This is a genomic window from Azospirillum sp. FG154 (assembly GCF_057809575.1).
The window spans coordinates 1-19,814 of sequence record NZ_JBMDKF010000004.1; the positions used below are offsets into that span (position 1 = coordinate 1).

Below are 19,814 nucleotides of genomic sequence, written 5' to 3' on the forward strand. Positions count from 1 at the left end.
CATAAATGGCCCCAAGCGATAGGCCGTTGATCAATTGCTGTAGAAAATAATCCATCGCGTCACCCCACCTTCAGCGAGTCGCAAAGGCAGGGCGCCACGACACGGGCACACGCGGCACACCGATCACGCAACAGCAGCCCCCTGTCTGGTCCACCCGCCTATTGAATTGACGGGCCATGATTTTTCGCGTTCGGGACATCCCTCTCACCCCGCCTTGGGCGGAACGGAGGCAAACCCGCGCCTTGTTTCGGTAGTACCAGTCCGGTGGATTTTTGCAAGACAGATTTGTGTGTTGCGCATGCGTCCCGCATTGGCAAAAACGACGAAGGCCCCATCCGCTGGTTGCGGATGGGGCCTTCGTCATCAACAAAAACCTATGAAGAACCCTGATGTCAGCGAACCGCGACGGTCTGCGACGCCGGAATTGCGGCGACCTTTGGCTTTGCCGGAGCCTTGGCGGCGGGCTTGGCCTTCGCCTTGGCCGGCTTCACGGGCTTGGCCGCCGTCGAGGTCCGCGCCTGCGCCACCTGGAACGGGCTGGTGTCGGGAACGCTGACCACCTTCACATCGCACAACGGCTTGCTCGCCAGAAGCATCAGCCCGGCGTTTTTCTCGTCGCTGGTCAGAACGCGCAGATCGTCGGGGGTCAGATCCTTGGCCGCTTGGGAACGGTCAACGAAGGTCTCGCAATATTGCGGAATGCCGATGGTCGCGGCGCGACGGCTGATTTCATTCGCCAGTTCCGTGCGAAACGTGTCGAAATTCTTCGTCGCGCTGGAACCGTTGGTCTTTCTATAATGACCGATCATCGTCGCTTCCGAACCGGACAGCAGAGCGCGATTCTTGACCGAGAAATCCTGATACACGCCGAACGGATTCTTTTCCGGCACGACGTTTTTGCACGTCAGCCCGACGATCATCATCTCGGTGTGCATGCGAATCAATTGCTCCGCCGCGTGCTCGCTGCGGGTGTAGCAGCTTTGCGGCTTGGAGACGGCGGGCTTTGCCCCAGCCGCCATAGCCGCCCCCGACAGGACAAGCGGGGCTGCCAGCGCCACGCCCAGCAGGGCCATGCGGCGCAATGGGGAAGACGACGGGATAAGGGCGGCGCGCAGGCTACTCATCATGTGCTCCGGTGGCGCGGTTCGTTTGAACAGGCGAGCTGGTGAAGAAACAGCCTTTCACGCAGCCAAGGCGACGTTCTACCGCATCGCCCCAGCCGCTCCAAGCGATTTGCCCGGCCCGCGCCATTTGTCCCAACCGCATCGCCTCTCTTGTCACAGGACGGCTTGATGCAAAGCGGCTTCACCGCTATTGCTGCGGTTATGCATCGCATCGGCATTGATCTTGGCGGCACGAAGACCGAGGGCATCGTCCTCGACCGCCACGGCGGCGCGTTGCTCCGGCGGCGGGTTCCGTCGGCGCGCGACGATTACGCAGGCACGATCGCCACCATCACCGCTCTCGTCCAGTCGCTGGAAAGCGAAATCGGCGAACGGGCGACGGTCGGCGTCGGCATTCCAGGGGCCATCTCCCCCGCCACCGGGCTGGTGAAGAACGCGAATTCGACGTGGTTGATCGGGCATCCGCTCGACCGCGACCTGAGCGACGCCCTGAACCGTCCGGTGCGGGTCGAGAACGACGCCAATTGTCTGGCGGTGTCGGAAGCGGCGGATGGGGCTGGCGCCGGGTGCGGCGTGGTCTTCGCCGCCATTCTCGGGACCGGCTGCGGCGCCGGAATCGTCGCCCATGGCCGCCCTTTGTCGGGGCGCAACGCCATCGGCGGCGAGTGGGGACACAACCCGCTGCCCTGGCCAACCGACGCGGAGCGCCCCGGTCCGGCCTGCTATTGCGGGCGTCGCGGCTGCCTGGAAACCCACCTGTCCGGCCCGGCGATGGCCGCCGACCATGCCGCCATGACCGGCGAAACGCTGACCGCCCACGCGATCATCACCCGCGCAAGCGAAGGCGACGCGGCCTGCGCCGCCAGCGTCGACCGGCTGGTGGACCGGCTGGGTCGTGGTTTCGCCAGCGTGGTCAATCTGTTGGATCCCGACGTCATCGTGCTGGGCGGCGGCCTGTCGAACGCCGCCATTCTGTATGAGCGGTTGCCGACGGCCATCGCCCGCTGGGTCTTCAGCGACCGTTTCGACACGCCGGTGCGTCAAGCCTTGCACGGCGATTCAAGCGGCGTGCGCGGCGCCGCCTGGCTGTGGCGGCCCGAGGAACATCCCGACGCCGGGTGATCCGCCGTTGCGCCTGTCGCCCGTCCGTCAGTTCCCCGGACGGGCGTACAGGGTCAAGTGAACCCGCTTGCCGGTGTTGTAGTTGATGCCGGAAATCTCGGCCAGATGGGATGGGCCGTGCAGGCCGAAGGCCGAATCGGCGACGGCGCGGAACGCCGCCTCCTCGCGATCCTCAACCAACGCCAGAGCGCAAGCCGGATCGACCGCCAAATGCGCCGCCGCCGCGCCGCCGCCGCCCAACTTGGTGGATGTGCCGAGCAGAAAGACAAGACTCGGTTCGGAATAGCCCGCCGAGGCGACCACGCTGTTCGGGCAGGGCCGCACCGCCGCCACCGCCTGCGCCGCCTGTCGGCTGATCCAGATTCCGTTGATGGCGGGCAACACCACGCCATAGGTTCCGGCGTAGAGCAGCCCCGCCGCCGCCAGCCCGGCCAGAATGCCGGAACGGTGTTGGCCGTGGAGCAAGCCGCGCGCCGACAGGGCGAACAGCCCGGCCACCGCCGGAACCAGCGCCAAACCAACCGGATCGATGCGTCCATCCACCAGATAGGGAAGCGCCGCCACCGCCAAGGTTAAAGCGCCAAATCCCAAGCCCCCCAAACCAACCGCCATCGCCGTCAGGATCCGGCGGGGATGGTCCTGTTTGCGGCCAAAATGATCCAACAGGGCCGCCGCCGCCAGCGCGGCGATGGCCGGAAAAACCGGCAACGTGTAGTGCAGCAGCTTGGTCGGCACAGCCTCGAACACCAGCCAGCTTGGCGCGATCCAGGCGACGCAGAAGCGCACGGCGTCGCTCCGACGCTTCGCCCACACCCAGGGAACCGCCAGCAGAGCCAGAAACGACCAGGGCGCGAACGTGATCCAGAAGCTGCCCAGATAATAACCCGGCGGCAGCCCCTTGCCCTCCTGCCCGCCCGCGACCTTGCCCAGCATGTCATGCCCGACGGATTCGGCGAAGAAGGCGCCGTTGGTCTTGATGGCGATGGCGACGAGCCAGGGCGCGGCGATGGCCAGCACGATTCCAAGACCGGCCAACGGCTTCAGCCGTTTCATCCAGGCCGCCTCGCGATCCCACAGCGCCAGCGCCAACAACGTGCTGCCCGACACCAGCAAGACAATCGGCCCTTTGATGAGAATGCCCAACCCCGCTGAAACCCAGAAGAGCAGCGGCAGCGTCCAGGCCGCGCGTCCCATCGGCGCGTCCTGGCCGCGCGTCACATAGAGCTGCGCCAACGCCGCCTGCCCGATCACCACGGTGGCGAGCAGCACCGCGTCGGTTTTGGCCATGCGGGCTTCAACGCCCAGAACGACGCAGGACGCCATCATCAGCCCGGTGAGAAACCCGACGGGACCGCCAAACAGCCGCGCTCCGGTCCAGGCGCTGGCCAGAACGGCGAGAACCGCGCCCAGAAAGGACGGGATCCGATACGTCCAGATCACCTTGGAATCGCCGACGACCGCCGACGCAAGGGCGGTGGAGGCGCTTTGCAGCCAGTAAATCCCGACCGGTTTTTTGTAGCGCGTCTCCTCCTGAAACCGGATGTCGACGTAATTGCCGCTGTCGAGCATTTGCGAAGAGGCTTGCGCGAAACGCGCCTCGTCCCGGTCAAAGGGCGGCAGACTGGAAAATCCGGGCAGGAACAGCCCGGCGCTCAGCAGCGCCAGAAGAAGATAGGCGTAGAGCGGCAGGCGGCCCGTCACGCCTCTCCCCCGTTCTTTTTGTTGTTCCAGACAAAATAGAGATTGCGCAGATAAATGATAAGCCCCAACCCCTGGCCAAACATATAAACCGGGTCAACCCGGTAGATGGAGTAGGCCAACAGCAAAACGCCACCGCCGATGGAAAAATACCAGAAAACCTCTGGCATGACGCTTCGCTTCGCGCGCTCACTGGCGATCCATTGAACGACAAAGCGCATCATGAAGAGAAACTGAGCAAAAAAACCCAACCCAATCCAGATCAGATCGGTCGTGCTCTGGTCTTGGAACCAGGCGATGGCGCGTTCGAGCATGTTGGAGTTCCGTGATCGACGATTTTACAAATCTTCAGAAACAGGCGAGCGCTTGGTTCGCCGTTTCAGCCAATAGACCCCCAAAAGATCGACCACGCCGATCAGCCCGCGCCGCCAATTGTTGTATTTCGACACCCCACGTTCGCGCGGGCGATGATTGACCGGAACATAGGCCACCGGGTGGCCGTGCGCCCGGAACAAGGCGGGCAGGAAGCGGTGAATGGCGCCGAAAAACGGCAAATCCAGAAAGGCGTCGCGCCGGAACAGCTTCAGCCCGCAACCGCTGTCGGCGCAGCCATCCTGAAGAAAGGCTTGGCGAACGGCGTTGGCCACGCGCGAGGCCAAGCGCTTGGACAGCGTGTCTTGCCGCTTTTGTCGAATTCCGCCGACCAGAACCGGGGATCCCGCCTGACCATCGGACACCAGGGCGAACAAGGCCGGAATGTCGGCGGGGTCGTTTTGTCCGTCGCCGTCCAACGTCACCACCCACTCGCCGCGCGCCGCCTTCACGCCGGTGCGCACGGCGGCGCTCTGCCCTGACCGGCTGTGATGCCGCAGAACGCGCAAACGTCCCGCCGCGATCGCCGGAGCAAGGCGCGCTTGGGTGTCGTCGTCGGATTGATCGTCAACAAAGATCACCTCGAAGCCGCCAAGCGGCGCCAACGCCCGCTCGATCTCGTCGAGCAGCGGCAGCACATTGTCGGCTTCGTTGAAAACCGGAACGACGACCGACAACCGCACTGGCGGTCGGCCTTCCGAAAAAATGCTCACTGCGGTCATCCCATTCATCGAACGGGCGGCAAAATACTCTCGCGGCGCGGTGAGCGGTAGAGGAAAAGGATGCTGGAATGAGGAGGCCAGACCCGCCCGAACCGCAACGTCGGGCGCGGCGGCTTGCGCGGCCCCGTTTGTCAGGACGCCGCCAGCCCACGCATCTCTGTTTGTTTTCAAATCGCTCTCACCATTGGTGGTTTTTAAATCCATTCACCCGCCATCTGGTGGTGGACCGCAACAAATTCGTGATTCCACGCAAAGTTATGCTGGCGTTTTTGACAAGAGTTTCCGATAGTCATCCGTACCGAAAACATCGCCCGCCAGCGTGAAGCCCGATGATGTTGTCGCACGCGCCCGCGTGTTCCTAACGTCAAAAGCGTGCGATCCGGCGAAACATGCTGACGAATGACTCAAAATTCACTTTGGCAACCGAGCGACATAATGAACGCAGATACCGGGAGCGAACCGGAGTCTCCCAAGAAGCGCGGCCGTATTCCTCAATCGGCCTGGCCGGAAATTCTTGAACGCTACAACGGTGGCGCGACGTTGTCGGCCATCGCGCGTGAGTTTGAATGCACGCCCAGCGCGATTTCTTACATCATCAAAAAGGCGGAAGCCGCCAGCGGTCAGGGTGAATTGAACGTCAGCGACAGCGGCGCGGTCGCGCCGCCCGCGACAGCGGCGGAACCTCAGACCACTCCCGCTCCGGTTTCCCCAGTGGTCGAAGCCGCTCCGGCGGGTGAGGCCGCGCCCTCGACGGCGACGGAAAGCGACGCCTCGGCTGACCGCGCGGCGGGCAACCGACTTCGCCCCCGTCTGACTCGGCCAGAGGCGCGAACCGACGACGCCGGGCCAACTCCAGCGGCTCCGGCCCCTACGGAGACCCTGCGTTTGAGCCGCCCGGAACCCCCGCCGGTGGCCGCGCCGCCCGCCGCCGCCCCGGCGCCGGTTGCGCCGGAGGCCCCCCGTCCAGCGGCGTCGGCCACCGGCCCGGCGCCGCCGGTCGATGCGGTGGAAGGGCGTCTGCGCGACACCGCCAAGGCCTGCATCACCGCCTATCGCGGTTGGCGTCAGCAGCCCAACGAAGCCACGATCCAATCCCTGTCTGAGACCGTGCACGAACTGCGCAAAGCGTTGTCGCGCATTGAAATCGACATGTCGGCCAGCCGCCGGGAGGAGCAGGCCATTCGCCCGATCCCGATCCCGGCTCATCGCGCGTCGCGCCGTCCACAATAACCGTTGGTTCCTTGCGGCCAATGGTCCTTGCAAAGCCCCCGTTCCGTTCGTTCGGATCGGGGGTTTTCTTTGGCTCACGCTTGTGTTGACTCAGGCCAATCCCCGCGCCCATGTGATCTCACGGGGAAAACGCAAAGTGAAACTCGTCCCCATTCCCGATCCGCTGTCCAGACGCACCGTGCCGCGCAGGGTGCGCGTGACCAGGGTGTGGAGAATGTTCAAGCCAAGACCGCTTCCGCCACGATCACGGCAGGTGGTGAAGAAAGGCTCGAACACCCGCGCTTGAATCGTCTCGGGAATTCCTTTTCCATCATCGGCATAGATCAACTCCACAACATCGCCGTCGCAGCGCGCCTCGATGTTCAGATGGCCCGTTTCCTCAGGATCATAGCCGTGAATGATCGAGTTCATCACCAGATTGGTTAGGATCTGGCTGATCGCGCCCGGATAGCTGTCGAGCGTTAAATTCTCCGGGCAGTTCACACGGACAGCGTGGCCAGAGCGACGGATGCGCATGCCAAGACTGCGCAGCACCTCGTGGATGTAATCGTTCAGATCAAAGACCCGGCGCTCCTCGCTGGCTTGATCGACGGCGATCTGTTTGAAACTTTGCATCAAACGAGCCGCCCGCTCGATGTTCAGCAGCATCAGGTGGGTCGCCTCGTCCACGGTCTTCATGAAATCAACAAAATCGCCCCGACGCATCGTTCCAGCGTCGAACAACAGCCGCAGATCGCGCGCCTTGTCGGCCAGCAAGGACGCCCCGCTCAGCGCGATGCCAATGGGCGTGTTGATTTCATGAGTCACCCCGGCGACCAGCGATCCCAGCGCCGCCATCTTCTCCGCCTGGATCAAATGCACCTGGGCCTCTTTCAAATCCTGCAACGCCCGTTCGGCCTCGTCCTTGGCGGCGCGGACCGCTTCGGCGGCGCGAACCCTCTCCGTCACATCCGTGTGGGAGCCGACGATGCGGAAGGGTCGCCCATCCGGGCCGGGAACAGCGATCGACCGTGTGTCGAGATGGATGATGGCGCCTGATTTGTGGAAATAGCGCTGCACCCCCTGGCTTTCCCCCTGCCGTCCCGCCCTCGCATCGCCCAGCAGGGCCAAGGCGGCGGCGCGGTCATCCGGGTGAATCAGTTTTTCCCAACAGGCGCGGCTGTCGCCGTTTTCCACCGCGTCATAACCCAGCAACGCCCACCATTGCGCCGAAAGCCACAGCGTGTCATTGCGCAAATCCCATTGCGAGATCCCTTCGCGCGCGGCTCGGATGGCCAACTCGAACAGTTCGCGACTGGCGGCGAGTTCGCGTTCGGCCTGTTTGCGTTCGGTGATGTCGGTGTAGGTGGTGACGAATCCGCCGCCCGACAGCGCCAGCGTCACCGTTTCGATCACCAGACCATCAGGGTGCATGCGTTCGTTGTAAAAAGGCCAAGAGGCGCCGCGAATGTAGGCCAACCGTTGCCGCACCAGCGTTTCAACATCGCCCGGTCCATAGCCGCCGCGCGTGGCGATGTGACGAACCACCTCCTCATAAGGCTGCCGGTAACGCGGAAAGTTCGGGTCAATCGACAACAAGTCCAGAACCCGGCGATTCCAGGCCACCAACTCCAGATTGCTGTCAAACGCCATCACGCCCTGGCTCATGCATTCCAGAACCAGGCTGGTTTTTTCCCACAACGCGACCGGATCCCCTGTCCCGTTTGGTTGAGGCGCAGGGTGTTGGGGCGCAGGATCGACAGGGCGCGCCGACAGCCAAAGCTCCTCCGCTTCGCCCTGTCCCGCCGACAACCGCGCACGCCCGCCGCCACGCAATGGGTGATCGACAAAGCCGCCTTGGCGCAGCCCACGCGCGCCAACGGCGCCCAGCAACCCGGTGATGGTGACGCCGGAGGACGAAGCGCCGGGCGGCACGCCAAACAATGCGGCGAAGGCCGGATTGCACCAGACCAACCGATCATCGGCGCCAAAACGGGCAAACCCAGTGTCCGTCATGCGCCTGCGCCGCTCCCTCACAGATTCCTGACGTTTCTGTCATCATACGCCAAATCCAGCGCGCGACGTCAGACTTTAACACGTTAAGAGCATTTCTGCGCATTCTTATCCCTCATGGGTTGTTGAGCAAGCGAGATTCGTCGTGTCGTCCAGGGAGCGACGTTTCGTTTTCTCTTGTCTGGGTCCATCTTCCTCGGCTTATGGGGCCGGACCGCCGCAGGATTGAAAAGGCTCCCAACACATGCCGGACGTCGCCGCCTATGTCGGCCTGTTTCTTGCCGCTCTGGTCGCGGCGACCCTGTTGCCCGCGCAATCGGAACTGTTGCTCGTCAGCTTGCATCGGGCAGGCGGTTACAACGACGTCCTGTTGATCGCCGCCGCGACGTTGGGAAACGTCGCCGGATCGGCGTCCAACTGGGCGTTGGGCCGCTTTTTGCTGCGCTTTCAAGACCGCCGCTGGTTTCCGGCGTCTCCGGCGATGGTGGCGCGCGCCACCCGGTGGTTTCAGCGTTTTGGCGTGTGGTCGTTGTTGATGGCGTGGCTGCCGGTGATTGGCGACCCGCTGACGCTGGTGGCGGGAATCCTGCGGGTGGACTGGCGGCTCTTCCTGATTCTGGTCACGGTGGGGAAGGCTGGGCGTTACATAGCGCTGATTGCCGCGTCCAACCACTATCAGTAATACGGCATATTGCGGTGCAATAAGACGCTTGAGGACGGCGGCGCACCGGCGTATCACCTCTGGCTTAAACGCGGATTGTCCGCACACCCCAAAGAAACCGCAACATGATTGTGGTTTTTCTCTTGCGTCCCACTTGATCGTGGTCAATGGGAACGGGATGGCGTGCGCCTATGGTCCGTTTCGCTCATTGACCCGGAATCCAGGCGCCTCGACATGCCAGACGGTAGCATCGTTCAGCCGACGAAGGCCAAGCCGACCCTCAAATCGGCCGCCACGCCCGCCCCAACCGACAAGGTCGTTCTGTTTGAAAGCCAGAAAAAGATCCATCCAAAGGCGGTGAAGGGCGTTTTTCGGCGGTTGAAAACCGCGACCTTCGCGGTTCTTCTGGCGCTGTTCTACCTCGCACCCTGGATAAGGTGGGAGCGTGGCGGCGACGCCCCGGCCCAGGCCGTGCTGTTCGATCTGAACACCCCGCGCTTTTTCATCTTCTGGATCGAGATTTGGCCGCAGGAGATTTACTATCTGACCGGCCTTTTGATCGTCGCCGCGCTTGGGCTGTTTCTCGCCACCGCGCTGGCCGGGCGGGTGTGGTGCGGTTTCGCCTGCCCGCACACGGTGTGGACCGATCTGTTCATCGGAATCGAGCGTTTCTTTGAAGGCGACCGGGCGGAGCGCATCCGGAACGACCGGGCGCCGTGGAGCCTGCGCAAGCTGGCGCGCAAATCCGGCACGCACGCCGGTTGGCTGACTTTGAGCGTCGTCACCGGCTTCGGCTTCGTTTCGTACTTCGCCGACGCGCCGACCCTGGCCCATGAACTGGTCACGTTCAACGCCTCGTATGAGGCCACCAGCTTCTTCGCCCTGTTCACCGGCATGACCTATTTGATGGCCGGTTGGACGCGCGAGCAGATGTGCATGTACATGTGCCCCTGGCCGCGCATCCAAAGCGCGATGCTGGACGAACACAGCCTGGTCGTCACCTACCGCGCCGACCGGGGCGACAATCGCGGGCCGAAGCGCAAGTCGGAAAGCTGGGACGAGCGCCGGGAAAAGGGCTTTGGCGACTGCATAGACTGCGGCCAATGCGTGCAGGTCTGCCCGATCGGCATCGACGTGCGCACCGGCGAGCAGGCCGACTGCATCAATTGCGGCCTGTGCGTGGACGCCTGCGACAGCATCATGATCGCCCAAGGGCTGCCGCCCAAGCTGATCGACTTTGATTCGCTGGCGGCCCACGAAACCCGCGCCAGCGGCAAGACCTATCAGTGGCGCCTGATCCGTCCGCGCACGATCATTTACAGCCTGCTGATGCTGGTGATCGGCGGGGCGATGGCCTGGAGCTTCGCGTTGCGCCCGCGTCTGGACATCACCGTTCTGCGCGACCGCGCCCCCCTGTTCGTCACCCTGTCGGATGGCGGCATCCGCAACGCCTACACCTTCAAGGTCGCCAACAAAACCCGGCAATCGCGCGCCTACGCCCTGACCGTCAGCGGCCTGAACGGCGCTGACATCAAGGTGATCGGCGAGGCCGATGACGCGGAGAGCAAGGACCACGCGGCCACCATCTCCGCCTCCCCCGACAGCGTGGCGACCTACCGCGTTTATGTCACCGCGCCGCGCGGCAACGTGACGGCGGCCTCCACCCCGCTGACCTTCCATCTGTCGGACACCGCCAACGCCGACAAGGACAGCCACGCCAGCGTCTTCCTCGGCCCCGCCACCGGGAACTGACGGGGCGGGAACTGACGGGACGGGACCTGACGGCCAAGCGCGGGCAAGAGCGGATCAAAGGCGGGGAGCTTCGGCCCCCGCCTTTTTCTTGTCCATCGGATGACGAAATCCCTGCCGATGACACGGTTCCGCAATCAAGCGGAGACGAAAACTGTCACACGCCTGCGTCATGGTCGCGTGATTGGATAGGAGCCTGAGACCTGCGACCCCCGACCACGCTTTCACCTTGAGGATGAGCCGGACCATGCGCACGACCATCACCGCCCGCTGCACCTCTCTGATTGGCCGCGCCCGCGCCGCTCTGCGCCGCCCGCTGCGTCGTCCCTTCGCCCGCAACGTCGCCGGTCAGCGCCGCATGCGCATGGAGCATTTGGATCTGGAGCTGTTCCGCAACGATATTGGCGGTTGAGTGCTGAGGCGGCGGGGATCCGTCACCCCCGCTGGGCGGACGAATCGCGGGCCAGCAGATCCCGGATGGCGTTGACCAGCGGTTTCATGTGAAAGGTCGATTCCGGCGACACGGCGACGGTTCCGCCCAGCGCCACGACCGTTTCGGCCACCACCGGACCGACGGCGGCGATGCGGGTGTTGCGGAACCCGGCGCGGAATTCCTCGGCCAGCCCGCAAGCCTCGGCCACCTCATGCAGGCGGCGGACCTGAGGGGAGGCGGTGAAGGCGACGAAATCAACGCGTCCCGCCGCCATGGCGCGAATCGCCGCCTCAACCGCGCCGGTTTCCGAATCCGACGCGTAACGATACGGCGTCACCGCAACCGGCGCCCCGCCGCGCGCCCGCACGGCGTCGAGCAGAATGTCATTCGGATTGCCGGGGTAAAGCTGCACCCCGACCGTGCGCCCGTTCAAATCCTCCTCGGCCAGCGCTTCGATCACGCCGTCGGTGGTCGGCGCCGGAGCGGTTCGATAGGGGCTGAGGCCGATTTCGCGCAACGCCTTCACCGGCTTCGGACCGCGCACGAAAACACGGGTCCGCCCCAACGCGGCGGCGACCTCGGTTTCCCGTCCGTCGGCGCGGGCGACGCTCATCAGGCGCCGCAGCCCCTCGCCGGTCAGCAGGATGACGTCGTTGAAGGCTCCGGCGATCAATTGGTCGAGCCAGTCACGGGCCGGAGCGGGATCGTCGAGATCAAGGATCTTGACCATCGGGCAGCGGATGGTTTCCGCGCCATGCTGCTCCATCATCCCGGCGAACAGATCCAAATCCCGGCTTTCCGGCACCAGAATCCGCCGCCCTGAAAGATCGCCGCCGCCCATGATCTGCTCCCGTCGTTCGCCGCGCGCTGTTGCGCTGGCCCCCTCCCCAGCCCTCCCCCGCTTGACGGCGGGAGAGGGAGCCTTGCCCAATCCCGCGTCATGTTCCCTCTCCCGCGAAGCGGGGGAGGGTTAGGGAGGGGGCAAAACTTGTGCTTGAGGTCAGTCTACCACAACACACGAAACCGTCAGGCCCCTTGGCGACGGCAATGCAGCAGGCTGAACAGGCCAAAGGGCGGCACCGTCTCGACGCTTTGCACCGCCAGGGGCGATCCGTGAAGCAGCGACTCCAGCGTGAAGTCGGGTCGCCAGCCCAACTTCTTCGACAAGGGCGCCAACCAGTTTTCCACCGTGCGGCGGATGCCGGGCCGGGGGGCGGCGAAATGATTGACGATGACGATGTCGCCGCCGGGTTTGCAGACGCGTTCCAGCTCCGCCATCGTGCCTTGCGGGTCGGGCACCACGGTCATCACATACATGGCGACCACCACGTCGAAACTGCCGTCGGCGAAGGCCAGCTTGCCCGCGTCCATCTCCAGCAGCCCTTCAACATGGGCCAGATTTTCCCGCGCCACGCGCTCTTGCGCGACCTTCAGCATGTCGGTGGACAAATCGATGCCGACGACGCTGTTGTCCTTGCGGTAGTCGGACAGCGACAGGCCGGTGCCGACGCCGACCTCCAGAATGCGCAAACCGCCGCGCCGATTGAGCCACGCCACGGCGGCGTGACGGCCCGAAGCCAGCAAGGTTCCGAACACGCGGTCATAAAAACCGGCGTAACGCCGGTAAGCGGCGCGGATGGAAACGGCGTCCATGGCGAAATCCCCTCAGCAACCCGTTGCGGACGGGACCATAGCGGGCTTTGCCCCGTCATGAAAGTGACGCGGAGTCCCGATTGAGCGACGGCGCTGGACAGCGCCCCGCCCGGAACCCTAGGAAAGAGGGCATGCCCCAACCGCCCCGCCCCCACGCCAACAGGCGAGCCAACCGGCTCCGCAGGATTGGCCTTCTCACCCTGGTCTTGATCGTCGTCACCGGGCTGACCGCTTGGGGCGCCCATCGCTGGGCGGAAGCGCTGGCGCTTGATGAATTGACCGTCAATGGCGAGCAGCGCCTGGGCCTCTACGCCAGCAGCATCCGCAACGCGGTCGGACGGTATGATTACCTGCCCGCCCTGACCACCCGCGACCATGATGTGCTCGCCCTGCTGGCCGCCCCGTCGGAAGTTCAGCGCGACGTCGTCAACCGCCGGTTGGAGGAGGCGAACGCCACCGCCGGATCGGCCGCGCTCTACGTCGTCGACGGCGACGGGCTGGCCCTGGCGTCGAGCAACTGGCGCGACCCGGCGCAAAGCTTCGTCGGCCAGCGTTACAACTTCCGCCCCTATGTCCGGCAGGGGATGGAGACCGGCAGCGGGCGCTATTTCGGCATCGGCGTGACGACGGGCCAGCCCGGCTATTTCCTGTCCCACGCCGCCCAGACCGAGCGGGGGGTGATCGGGCTGGCCGTGGTCAAGATCGATCTGGAGCCGTTGCAACGGGATTGGGCGGCGGGCGGCGAACGGGTGCTCGTCACCGACGACAACGGCGTCGTTTTCCTGGCCAGCCACGCCGCCTGGAAATACCGCGCCCTGCGCCCCTTGCCCGCCGAGGTCCGCGCCCGGCTGGCCGAAACCCGCCAGTATGACCGCAGCGATCTGGACGCGCTGGGACTCCGCGAAGGCCCTCTGATGAGCGGCGGCGCCCGGCTGGTCAGCCTGCCCAACCCGGACGGGCCGCGTCACGCCTATCTGATGCAGGACCTCATCCTGCCCGAATTCGGTTGGACCATCCGCTTCCTGTCCGATCTGGAGCCGACGCGAACCCAAGCCAACGCCGCCGCCCTGCTGGCGGCGCTGGCCGTGCTGCTGCTGGCGACCGGCGCGGCGCTGGGCCAGCAACGGCGGCAAACCCTGCGCCTGCAACGCGAATCACACGCCCTGCTGGAACGCCGGGTGGCCGAACGCACCGCCGAACTGGTCGCCGCCAACCGTGTCCTGCGCGAGGCGCAGGAGGAGCTGGTGCAGGCGGGCAAGCTGGCCGCCTTGGGCCAGATGTCGGCGGCCCTGGCGCACGAGATCAACCAGCCGCTGGCGGCGATCCGCACCTTCGTCGCCTCCACCCGCGTTCTGGCCGAACGCGGGGAGGCCGCGCTGGTGCAAAGCAACCTCGCCATGATCGGCGATCTGGCCGAGCGGATGGCGGTGATTTCCGGCCATTTGAAGGATTTCGCCCGCAAGGGTCCGGCGCGGGTCGAAGCGGTGTCGGTCGCCCGCGCGATGAACCACGCGCTGACCCTGCTGGCCCCCCGCCTGCGCGAGGAAGACATCGCGCTGGACATCGACATCCCGCGCGACGCCCTGGTGCGCGGCGACGCGGTGCGGTTGGAGCAGGTCTTCGTCAATCTGCTGCGCAACGCCGCCGACGCCATGGCCGACGCGGAGGACCGCCGTTTGAGCCTGTCCGCCGCGCCGGTCACGGACAACGGCGCGGCGACGTGGGAGATTCGCATCCGCGACCGGGGAACCGGCATCGCCGACGCCGACCAGTTCCGCCTGTTCGACCCCTTTTTCACCACCAAGGAGGTTGGCCAGGGGCTTGGCCTGGGGCTGTCGCTGTCCTATGGAATCGTCCGTGACTTTGGCGGCGCCTTGCGGGCGGAAAACAACCCCGACGGCGGCGCCTGCTTCGTCATCCGCCTGCCGGACGCCAAGGAGCTTTCCTCGCCATGACCACGCCCACCCCCGTCCTGTTCATCGACGACGAACTGGCGATGCGCGTGTCGGTCACGCAATGGCTCCAACTGGCCGGATTCGCGGCGGAGGGGTTCGAGACGCCCGAACGCGCGCTCGACCGGCTGTCGCCGGATTTTCCGGGAATCCTCGTCACCGACGTGAAAATGCCGCGCATGGACGGCATGGCCGTGCTGGCCCGCGCGCTGGAACGCGACGCCGACCTGCCGGTGATCCTCGTCACCGGCCATGGCGACGTGGCGCTGGCGGTGGAGGCGATGCGGCGCGGCGCCTACGACTTCATCGAAAAGCCCTTCGCCCCCGATCATCTGGTCGCCGTCATCCGGCGGGCCTGCGAAAAGCGCCGCCTCGTGCTCGACAACCGGGGCTTGCGCCGTCGGGTCGGCGGCGGCGCGGCGGGGATCGAGGCCCGACTGATCGGCGTCTCCCGCGCCATGGACGATTTGCGGCGGGAAATTCTGGATCTGGCGGCCACCAACGCCAGCGTGCTGATTCACGGCGAAACCGGCGCGGGCAAGGAGCTGGTCGCCCGCTGCCTGCATGATTTCGGCCCGCGCGCCGCCAAGGGCGCCTTCGTCGCGGTCAATTGCGGGGCGATTCCCGACAGCATGGCGGAAAGCGAGCTGTTCGGCCATGAGCCGGGCGCCTTCACCGGCGCCACCCAGCGCCGCGCGGGCAAGCTGGAGCATTCCAGCGGCGGCAGCCTGTTCCTCGACGAAATCGAAAGCATGCCGCTGGCCCTGCAAGTCAAGATGCTGCGCGCCTTGCAGGAACGCACGGTCGAACGGCTGGGATCCAACAAGCCGCTGCCCGTCGATCTCCGCCTGATCGCCGCGACCAAGGTGGACCTGCTCGACCTCAGCGAGGAGGGACGTTTCCGCGCCGATCTTTATTACCGGCTGAACGTCGCCGAGTTGCACATCCCGCCGCTGCGGGCGCGGGCCGAGGACATTCCCCTGCTGTTCGACGCCTTCGTCGCCGACAGCGCCGCCCGCCACACCCGCGACCCGCGCCCGCTGGACGCCGACGATGTGGACGCCCTTCAGGCGCATGACTGGCCGGGCAACGTGCGCGAGCTGCGCAACCTCGCCGAACGCCATGTTCTGTCGGTTGGCCGGGCGGGCGTCGCCGCGCTGCTGCGCCGCCGTCCGGTTGGCGGAGTCGGCGGCGATGGGGCGGCGGCCCGCGCGCTGTCCGATCAAATGGACGCCTTTGAAAAGCGGGTGATCGAACAGGCGCTCGACCGCTGCCGGGGCGACATCAAGGCGGTGATGGATCTTCTGGACATCCCCCGCCGCACCCTGAACGAAAAAATGGCCCGCCACGGCCTGGACCGGGCGCGTTTTTTGCCGCGAGGATAAAGCATGGCCACGATTCACGAAGCCCTGGCGCTGGCGCTCGACCATCACCTCGCCGGACGGGTGGTGGAGGCCGACACGCTCTATGGCCGGATCCTGGAGGTGGACCCGGAAAACGCCGCCGCGCTTCATCTGCACGGCGTGCTGTGCGCGCAGACCGGGCGGTTGACCGACGCGGCGGCGCTGCTGACGTTGGCCGTGCGGCATGGCCCGACAGCGCCCGATCACCATGTCAACCTCGCCAACGCCTTGCGCGCGCTGGGGCGAACCGCCGAGGCCATCGACGCCTATCAGGGCGCGTTGGCGCTGGCGCCGCAGCGGGTGGACGCCGGGTTCGGGCTGGCCGCGTGTCTGGACGCCGTCGGGCGGCGCGAGGAATCCGCCGTCGCCTACCGCGCCCTGCTGGCCCACGCCCCCACCCACGCCGAAGCTTGGAACAATCTGGGGCTGGTCCTGCGGGCGCTGGGCCGCGCGTCCGAAGCGGTGGAGCCGCTGACCGAAGCGGTGCGCCTGACGCCGCTCGACGCCCGAACCCAAACGAACCTCGCCATGACCCTCGACCGGGCGGGCGACGCCGAGGGGGCGATGGCGGGTTACGCCCGCGCGCTGGCGCTGGATCCGGCCTTCGCCTCGGTGTTGACCGGGTTGGCGCGCTGTCGGCTTCGCGTCGGAGACGCCGCCGACGCCGAGCGGTTGAAAGGCTGGAGCTTGCGGCTGCGGCCCGACGCCCCCGATCTGCACGCCGCTCTGGCCCGACTGCGCGCGGATCGCCCCACCCTGGCCGACGCGCATCTGCGCCGCCTGTTGGCCCTGACCCCCGCCGACGCCGAGGCCTGGAACGCGCGCGGCTTGCACGCCCGCCGCGTCGGTCGGGCGCGCGACGCGCTGGCCGCCTTCCGTCGGGCGGTGGTCTTGCGCCCCGATCTGGGCGGCGGGCGGATCAATCTGGCGCTGGCGCAGCGCGACCTTGGCCAGCCCGAACGGGCCATAGCCGAGGCGCGGGTCGCCGCCGCTCTGACCCCCGACGTTTCGGCGGTTCTCAACAATTTGGCCCTGGTCTGCGAAAGTTTGGACCAGCCGGGCGCGGCGGCGGCGCTGATGGCTCGGGCGCTGCGCTTGACGCCGCTCGACGCCGACGGCTGGGCCTATCGCGGGGCGATGCTGCGACGGGCGGGGCGGATCTCCAGCGGCTTGGACGCCTGTAACCGCGCCCTGGCGCTCGCCCCCGCTTTGGTCGGCGGGTTGGCCAACCGGGCGGTGATCCGTCAGGATCTGGGGGACCTCGACGCGGCCATCGCCGACAACCGCCGCGCCGTCGTGACGGCTCCCGACCGCGCCGATCTGCATTCCAACCTGCTGCTGTCCTTGCAATACAGCCCAAAAGTGACGGCAGGAGCCTTGCTGGCCGAACACCGGCTGTGGGACGACCGGCATGGCCGCCCCCACGCCCCGCGCGCGGGCTGGCGCCACCCCAACGCGCCCGACCCGGAGCGCCGTTTGCGCGTCGGCTATGTTTCCGCCGATTTCGGCTATCACCCCATCGGCTACTTCCTGGCCCCCCTGCTGCCCGCCCACGACCGCGCGGCGGTGGAGGTTTTTTGTTACAACGCCAAACCGCGCGAAGACGGCATGACCCGCCGCCTGATCGCCGGGGCCGACCATTGGCGCTCCATCCATGGCCTGGACGACGCGGCGGCGGCGGGGTTGATCGCGGCGGACGGCATCGACATCCTGATTGATCTGGCCGGGCACACCGCCAACAACCGGCTGCCTCTGTTCGCCCGCAAGCCCGCCCCTGTCCAAGCCACCTGGGCCGGTTACGTCGGCACCACCGGCCTGTCGGCGATGGACGCCCTGATCGCCTGCCCGCGCCAGATGCCGCCCGGCAGCGACGCCAGCGTGGTCGAACGGGTGGTCCGCCTGCCCGATGATTACGTGTGCGTCCTGCCACGGGAAAACGCTCCCGCCGTTGGCCCGCCGCCCTGCGACGGCGCTGGTCACGTCACCTTTGGTTGCTTCAACAACCGGACCAAGCTGTCCGAACCAACCTTGGCCCTGTGGGCGCGCCTGCTGAACCGCCTGCCGACGGCAAGGCTGTTGCTGAAAACGCACCAATTCGACGACGCGGGCGTGCGGACCAAGCTGCTGGCCGCCATCGTCGGGTTGGGCGGCGATCCGACGCGGGTGGAGTTGTCGGGAGCCGCCCGGCACGCCGATCTGCCCGGATGGTACAACCGCATCGACGTGGCGCTGGATCCCTTCCCCTATTCCGGCGGGCTGACCACCCTGGAAGCCCTGTGGATGGGCGTTCCGGTGGTGACGCTGGGCGGAGGGGATCGCTTTTGCGCCCGCCACTCCGTGGCCCATCTCACCGCCGCCGGGCTTCCCGAACTCATCGCCGCCGACGCCGACGCCTATCTGGACATCGCCGCCGGGTTGGCGCAGGACCGCGCGGGGTTGGCCCTGTTGCGGGCGGGATTGCGGGATCGGATGGCCGCCTCCCCTGTGTGTGACGGACCACGCTTCGCCCGCCATTTGGAGGAAGCCTACCGGATCTTGTGGCGCGACTGGATTCAATCCGCCCGCTCCTGACGCCCTCCGCAGCCCGAGTCGCGGCGATACGGAGCAAGCGCGGCCTGAGAAATTTTCTGATTCTATGAGTGCGCAAAAATTTCTTTTCCTCTGCAATATCCTTTAGTCGCCCAATATCAAAAACCTCCAATCGGAAACCGGCGCTTTCTATTCGCGCCGAATCCCCTCAATCCACGCGGCAGTAATCACCAGATTTTCAAAATTTGCGATTTGCAGCCATTATTTTACTATCCTAGCTCCTCTGATTTCATCCGCACCTCTTCCCCGGATATTATCCCAGCTATCCCATTTGCCCGCTCCGCTATCCCTCGTGCATGCAGAAATATGCAGGCCATCGCCGCTACACTGGGTTTCAAGATGGTGGTTCGTGAAAGCAACGGATCATCAAGCGCTCAAAACCGGCGCCAGCATCGGTTTTGGATCTGTGTGGTGGAGGGCCGTTCTGATGTTCACGCAAACCGATTGCCTTGTTCATATCGTTGACGGCGACCTGCTGCTGCGCAGCACCTTGGCGCGCGCTTTGGGAGCCGTCGGCATCGCCTGCCGCGTTCACAGCACCGGGGCCGACGCGTTGTCCGTCCTGGGGACCGGCTCGGCCTGTCTGGTCGTGCGCAGCGAGCTGCCCGACATGACCGCTCAGGAACTGATCGCCGAAGCCGGACTGCACGGCCATGATCTGCCGGTCCTCGTCATCACCGACCATGGCGATGTGGACGCCGCCGTCAGCGCCATGAAGGCGGGGGCCACCGACTGCCTGGCGCACCCCTTCGCCACGCCGACCTTCCTGGATCGGGTCCGCGCCTGTCTGGCGACCGACAGCCCCTACGCCCAACAGCGCGACCGGAGCCGCGACGCCGTTCGCCGTTTGACGCTGTTGAGCCGCCGCGAGGCCGAGGTTCTGCGCCTGATCGTCGAAGGCAAGCAGAGCAAGACCATCGCCTGGGATCTGGGCATCAGCATCAAGACGGTGGAGGTCCACCGCGCCCGCATCATGGAGAAAACCGGCTGCCGGTCGATCGTCGGTTTGGGCCGACTCTGGGAAGCGGCGGAAATGCTGCGCGCCCACAGCATCCCACGCTCGATCCCCATGATGCCCGCTATGGTCGAAGTGGTCGCCCCCTGATCCATCCCC

16 protein-coding genes are annotated in these 19,814 nt (G+C 65.8%); 9 read left to right on the forward strand and 7 right to left on the reverse strand.

Annotated features, from left to right (window positions below):
* Positions 1–392 precede the first annotated feature (392 nt).
* Positions 393–1,127 carry a hypothetical protein gene (locus tag ACODS4_RS05955; RefSeq protein ID WP_488861661.1) on the reverse strand — a complete coding sequence of 245 codons (735 nt, stop codon included), beginning with the start codon at positions 1,125–1,127 and terminating at the stop codon, positions 393–395.
* 165 nt (positions 1,128–1,292) lie between these two features.
* Between ACODS4_RS05955 and ACODS4_RS05960 the strand changes: the two genes are divergently transcribed.
* The gene (locus tag ACODS4_RS05960; RefSeq protein ID WP_488861663.1) at positions 1,293–2,246 is read left to right on the forward strand and encodes an ROK family protein; all 954 of its coding nucleotides are present in this window, start codon (positions 1,293–1,295) and stop codon (positions 2,244–2,246) included.
* A gap of 27 nt (positions 2,247–2,273) precedes the next feature.
* Here the strand turns inward: ACODS4_RS05960 and ACODS4_RS05965 are convergent, their stop codons facing one another.
* From ACODS4_RS05965 to ACODS4_RS05975, 3 genes are read right to left on the reverse strand one after another with little or no spacing between them, the layout of a single operon-like run.
* The gene (locus ACODS4_RS05965; RefSeq protein ID WP_488861664.1) at positions 2,274–3,947 is read right to left on the reverse strand and encodes an ArnT family glycosyltransferase; all 1,674 of its coding nucleotides are present in this window, start codon (positions 3,945–3,947) and stop codon (positions 2,274–2,276) included.
* Positions 3,944–4,258: a lipid-A-disaccharide synthase N-terminal domain-containing protein gene (locus ACODS4_RS05970; RefSeq protein ID WP_488861666.1), complete on the reverse strand. Its 315-nt coding sequence runs from the start codon at positions 4,256–4,258 to the stop codon at positions 3,944–3,946. Before ACODS4_RS05970 ends, ACODS4_RS05965 begins: the two co-directional genes overlap by 4 nt.
* 24 nt (positions 4,259–4,282) lie before the next feature.
* Complete coding sequence (locus tag ACODS4_RS05975; protein ID WP_488861668.1) at positions 4,283–5,038, reverse strand: glycosyltransferase family 2 protein; 756 nt, start codon at positions 5,036–5,038, stop codon at positions 4,283–4,285.
* A gap of 435 nt (positions 5,039–5,473) precedes the next feature.
* Here ACODS4_RS05975 and ACODS4_RS05980 point away from each other — a divergent pair, with 435 nt between their 5' ends.
* Positions 5,474–6,268, forward strand: a complete 795-nt coding sequence (locus tag ACODS4_RS05980; protein WP_488861670.1) for a hypothetical protein — start codon at positions 5,474–5,476, stop codon at positions 6,266–6,268.
* Between the two features lie 90 nt (positions 6,269–6,358).
* On the opposite strand, the gene ACODS4_RS05985 is transcribed toward ACODS4_RS05980, so the two are convergent.
* Positions 6,359–8,263, reverse strand: coding sequence for a PAS-domain containing protein (locus tag ACODS4_RS05985; RefSeq protein ID WP_488861672.1), 1,905 nt, complete (start codon positions 8,261–8,263; stop codon positions 6,359–6,361).
* Positions 8,264–8,504: 241 nt separating this feature from the next.
* Here ACODS4_RS05985 and ACODS4_RS05990 point away from each other — a divergent pair, with 241 nt between their 5' ends.
* From ACODS4_RS05990 to ACODS4_RS06000, 3 genes are all read left to right on the forward strand, one after another.
* Positions 8,505–8,942 (forward strand): YqaA family protein, encoded by a 438-nt coding sequence (locus tag ACODS4_RS05990; RefSeq protein ID WP_488861674.1) that lies wholly within the window; start codon positions 8,505–8,507, stop codon positions 8,940–8,942.
* 213 nt (positions 8,943–9,155) lie between these two features.
* A complete protein-coding gene (ccoG, locus tag ACODS4_RS05995; RefSeq protein WP_488861676.1) occupies positions 9,156–10,673 on the forward strand; it encodes a cytochrome c oxidase accessory protein CcoG in 1,518 nt (505 codons plus the stop codon).
* 244 nt (positions 10,674–10,917) lie between these two features.
* Positions 10,918–11,082, forward strand: coding sequence for a hypothetical protein (locus tag ACODS4_RS06000; protein WP_488861678.1), 165 nt, complete (start codon positions 10,918–10,920; stop codon positions 11,080–11,082).
* Between the two features lie 22 nt (positions 11,083–11,104).
* Here the strand turns inward: ACODS4_RS06000 and ACODS4_RS06005 are convergent, their stop codons facing one another.
* Together ACODS4_RS06005 and ACODS4_RS06010 are read right to left on the reverse strand one after the other, a co-directional pair.
* Positions 11,105–11,944, reverse strand: a complete 840-nt coding sequence (locus ACODS4_RS06005; RefSeq protein ID WP_488861680.1) for a uroporphyrinogen-III synthase — start codon at positions 11,942–11,944, stop codon at positions 11,105–11,107.
* A 185-nt stretch (positions 11,945–12,129) separates the two neighbouring features.
* On the reverse strand, positions 12,130–12,756 hold the full coding sequence (locus ACODS4_RS06010; RefSeq protein WP_488861682.1) for a class I SAM-dependent methyltransferase: 627 nt from the start codon (positions 12,754–12,756) through the stop codon (positions 12,130–12,132).
* Positions 12,757–12,887: 131 nt separating this feature from the next.
* On the opposite strand from ACODS4_RS06010, the gene ACODS4_RS06015 reads away from it, so the two are divergent.
* The 4 genes from ACODS4_RS06015 (at position 12,888) to ACODS4_RS06030 (ending at position 19,805) form a co-directional block, all read left to right on the forward strand.
* Positions 12,888–14,711 (forward strand): sensor histidine kinase, encoded by a 1,824-nt coding sequence (locus ACODS4_RS06015; RefSeq protein WP_488861684.1) that lies wholly within the window; start codon positions 12,888–12,890, stop codon positions 14,709–14,711.
* On the forward strand, positions 14,708–16,093 hold the full coding sequence (locus ACODS4_RS06020) for a sigma-54-dependent transcriptional regulator (RefSeq protein ID WP_488861686.1): 1,386 nt from the start codon (positions 14,708–14,710) through the stop codon (positions 16,091–16,093). The genes ACODS4_RS06015 and ACODS4_RS06020 overlap by 4 nt, the downstream gene beginning before the upstream one ends.
* Positions 16,094–16,096: 3 nt before the next feature.
* Complete coding sequence (locus ACODS4_RS06025; RefSeq protein ID WP_488861688.1) at positions 16,097–18,682, forward strand: tetratricopeptide repeat protein; 2,586 nt, start codon at positions 16,097–16,099, stop codon at positions 18,680–18,682.
* Between the two features lie 445 nt (positions 18,683–19,127).
* The gene (locus ACODS4_RS06030) at positions 19,128–19,805 is read left to right on the forward strand and encodes a response regulator transcription factor (protein ID WP_488861690.1); all 678 of its coding nucleotides are present in this window, start codon (positions 19,128–19,130) and stop codon (positions 19,803–19,805) included.
* Positions 19,806–19,814 lie beyond the last annotated feature (9 nt).

Excerpts from the sequence above, each read along its gene's own strand:
- ACODS4_RS05975 (WP_488861668.1), bottom strand. The coding sequence starts at position 5,038 with ATGACCGCAGTGAGCATTTTTTCGGAAGGCCGACCGCCAGTGCGGTTG.
- ACODS4_RS06015 (WP_488861684.1), top strand. The coding sequence starts at position 12,888 with ATGCCCCAACCGCCCCGCCCCCACGCCAACAGGCGAGCCAACCGGCTC.
- ACODS4_RS05960 (WP_488861663.1), top strand. The coding sequence starts at position 1,293 with ATGCAAAGCGGCTTCACCGCTATTGCTGCGGTTATGCATCGCATCGGC.
- ACODS4_RS06005 (WP_488861680.1), bottom strand. The coding sequence starts at position 11,944 with ATGGGCGGCGGCGATCTTTCAGGGCGGCGGATTCTGGTGCCGGAAAGC.
- ACODS4_RS06025 (WP_488861688.1), top strand. The coding sequence starts at position 16,097 with ATGGCCACGATTCACGAAGCCCTGGCGCTGGCGCTCGACCATCACCTC.
- ACODS4_RS05970 (WP_488861666.1), bottom strand. The coding sequence starts at position 4,258 with ATGCTCGAACGCGCCATCGCCTGGTTCCAAGACCAGAGCACGACCGAT.
- ACODS4_RS05980 (WP_488861670.1), top strand. The coding sequence starts at position 5,474 with ATGAACGCAGATACCGGGAGCGAACCGGAGTCTCCCAAGAAGCGCGGC.
- ACODS4_RS06030 (WP_488861690.1), top strand. The coding sequence starts at position 19,128 with ATGTTCACGCAAACCGATTGCCTTGTTCATATCGTTGACGGCGACCTG.
- ACODS4_RS06020 (WP_488861686.1), top strand. The coding sequence starts at position 14,708 with ATGACCACGCCCACCCCCGTCCTGTTCATCGACGACGAACTGGCGATG.
- ACODS4_RS05990 (WP_488861674.1), top strand. The coding sequence starts at position 8,505 with ATGCCGGACGTCGCCGCCTATGTCGGCCTGTTTCTTGCCGCTCTGGTC.
- ACODS4_RS06010 (WP_488861682.1), bottom strand. The coding sequence starts at position 12,756 with ATGGACGCCGTTTCCATCCGCGCCGCTTACCGGCGTTACGCCGGTTTT.
- ACODS4_RS05955 (WP_488861661.1), bottom strand. The coding sequence starts at position 1,127 with ATGATGAGTAGCCTGCGCGCCGCCCTTATCCCGTCGTCTTCCCCATTG.
- ccoG (WP_488861676.1), top strand. The coding sequence starts at position 9,156 with ATGCCAGACGGTAGCATCGTTCAGCCGACGAAGGCCAAGCCGACCCTC.
- ACODS4_RS05985 (WP_488861672.1), bottom strand. The coding sequence starts at position 8,263 with ATGACGGACACTGGGTTTGCCCGTTTTGGCGCCGATGATCGGTTGGTC.
- ACODS4_RS06000 (WP_488861678.1), top strand. The coding sequence starts at position 10,918 with ATGCGCACGACCATCACCGCCCGCTGCACCTCTCTGATTGGCCGCGCC.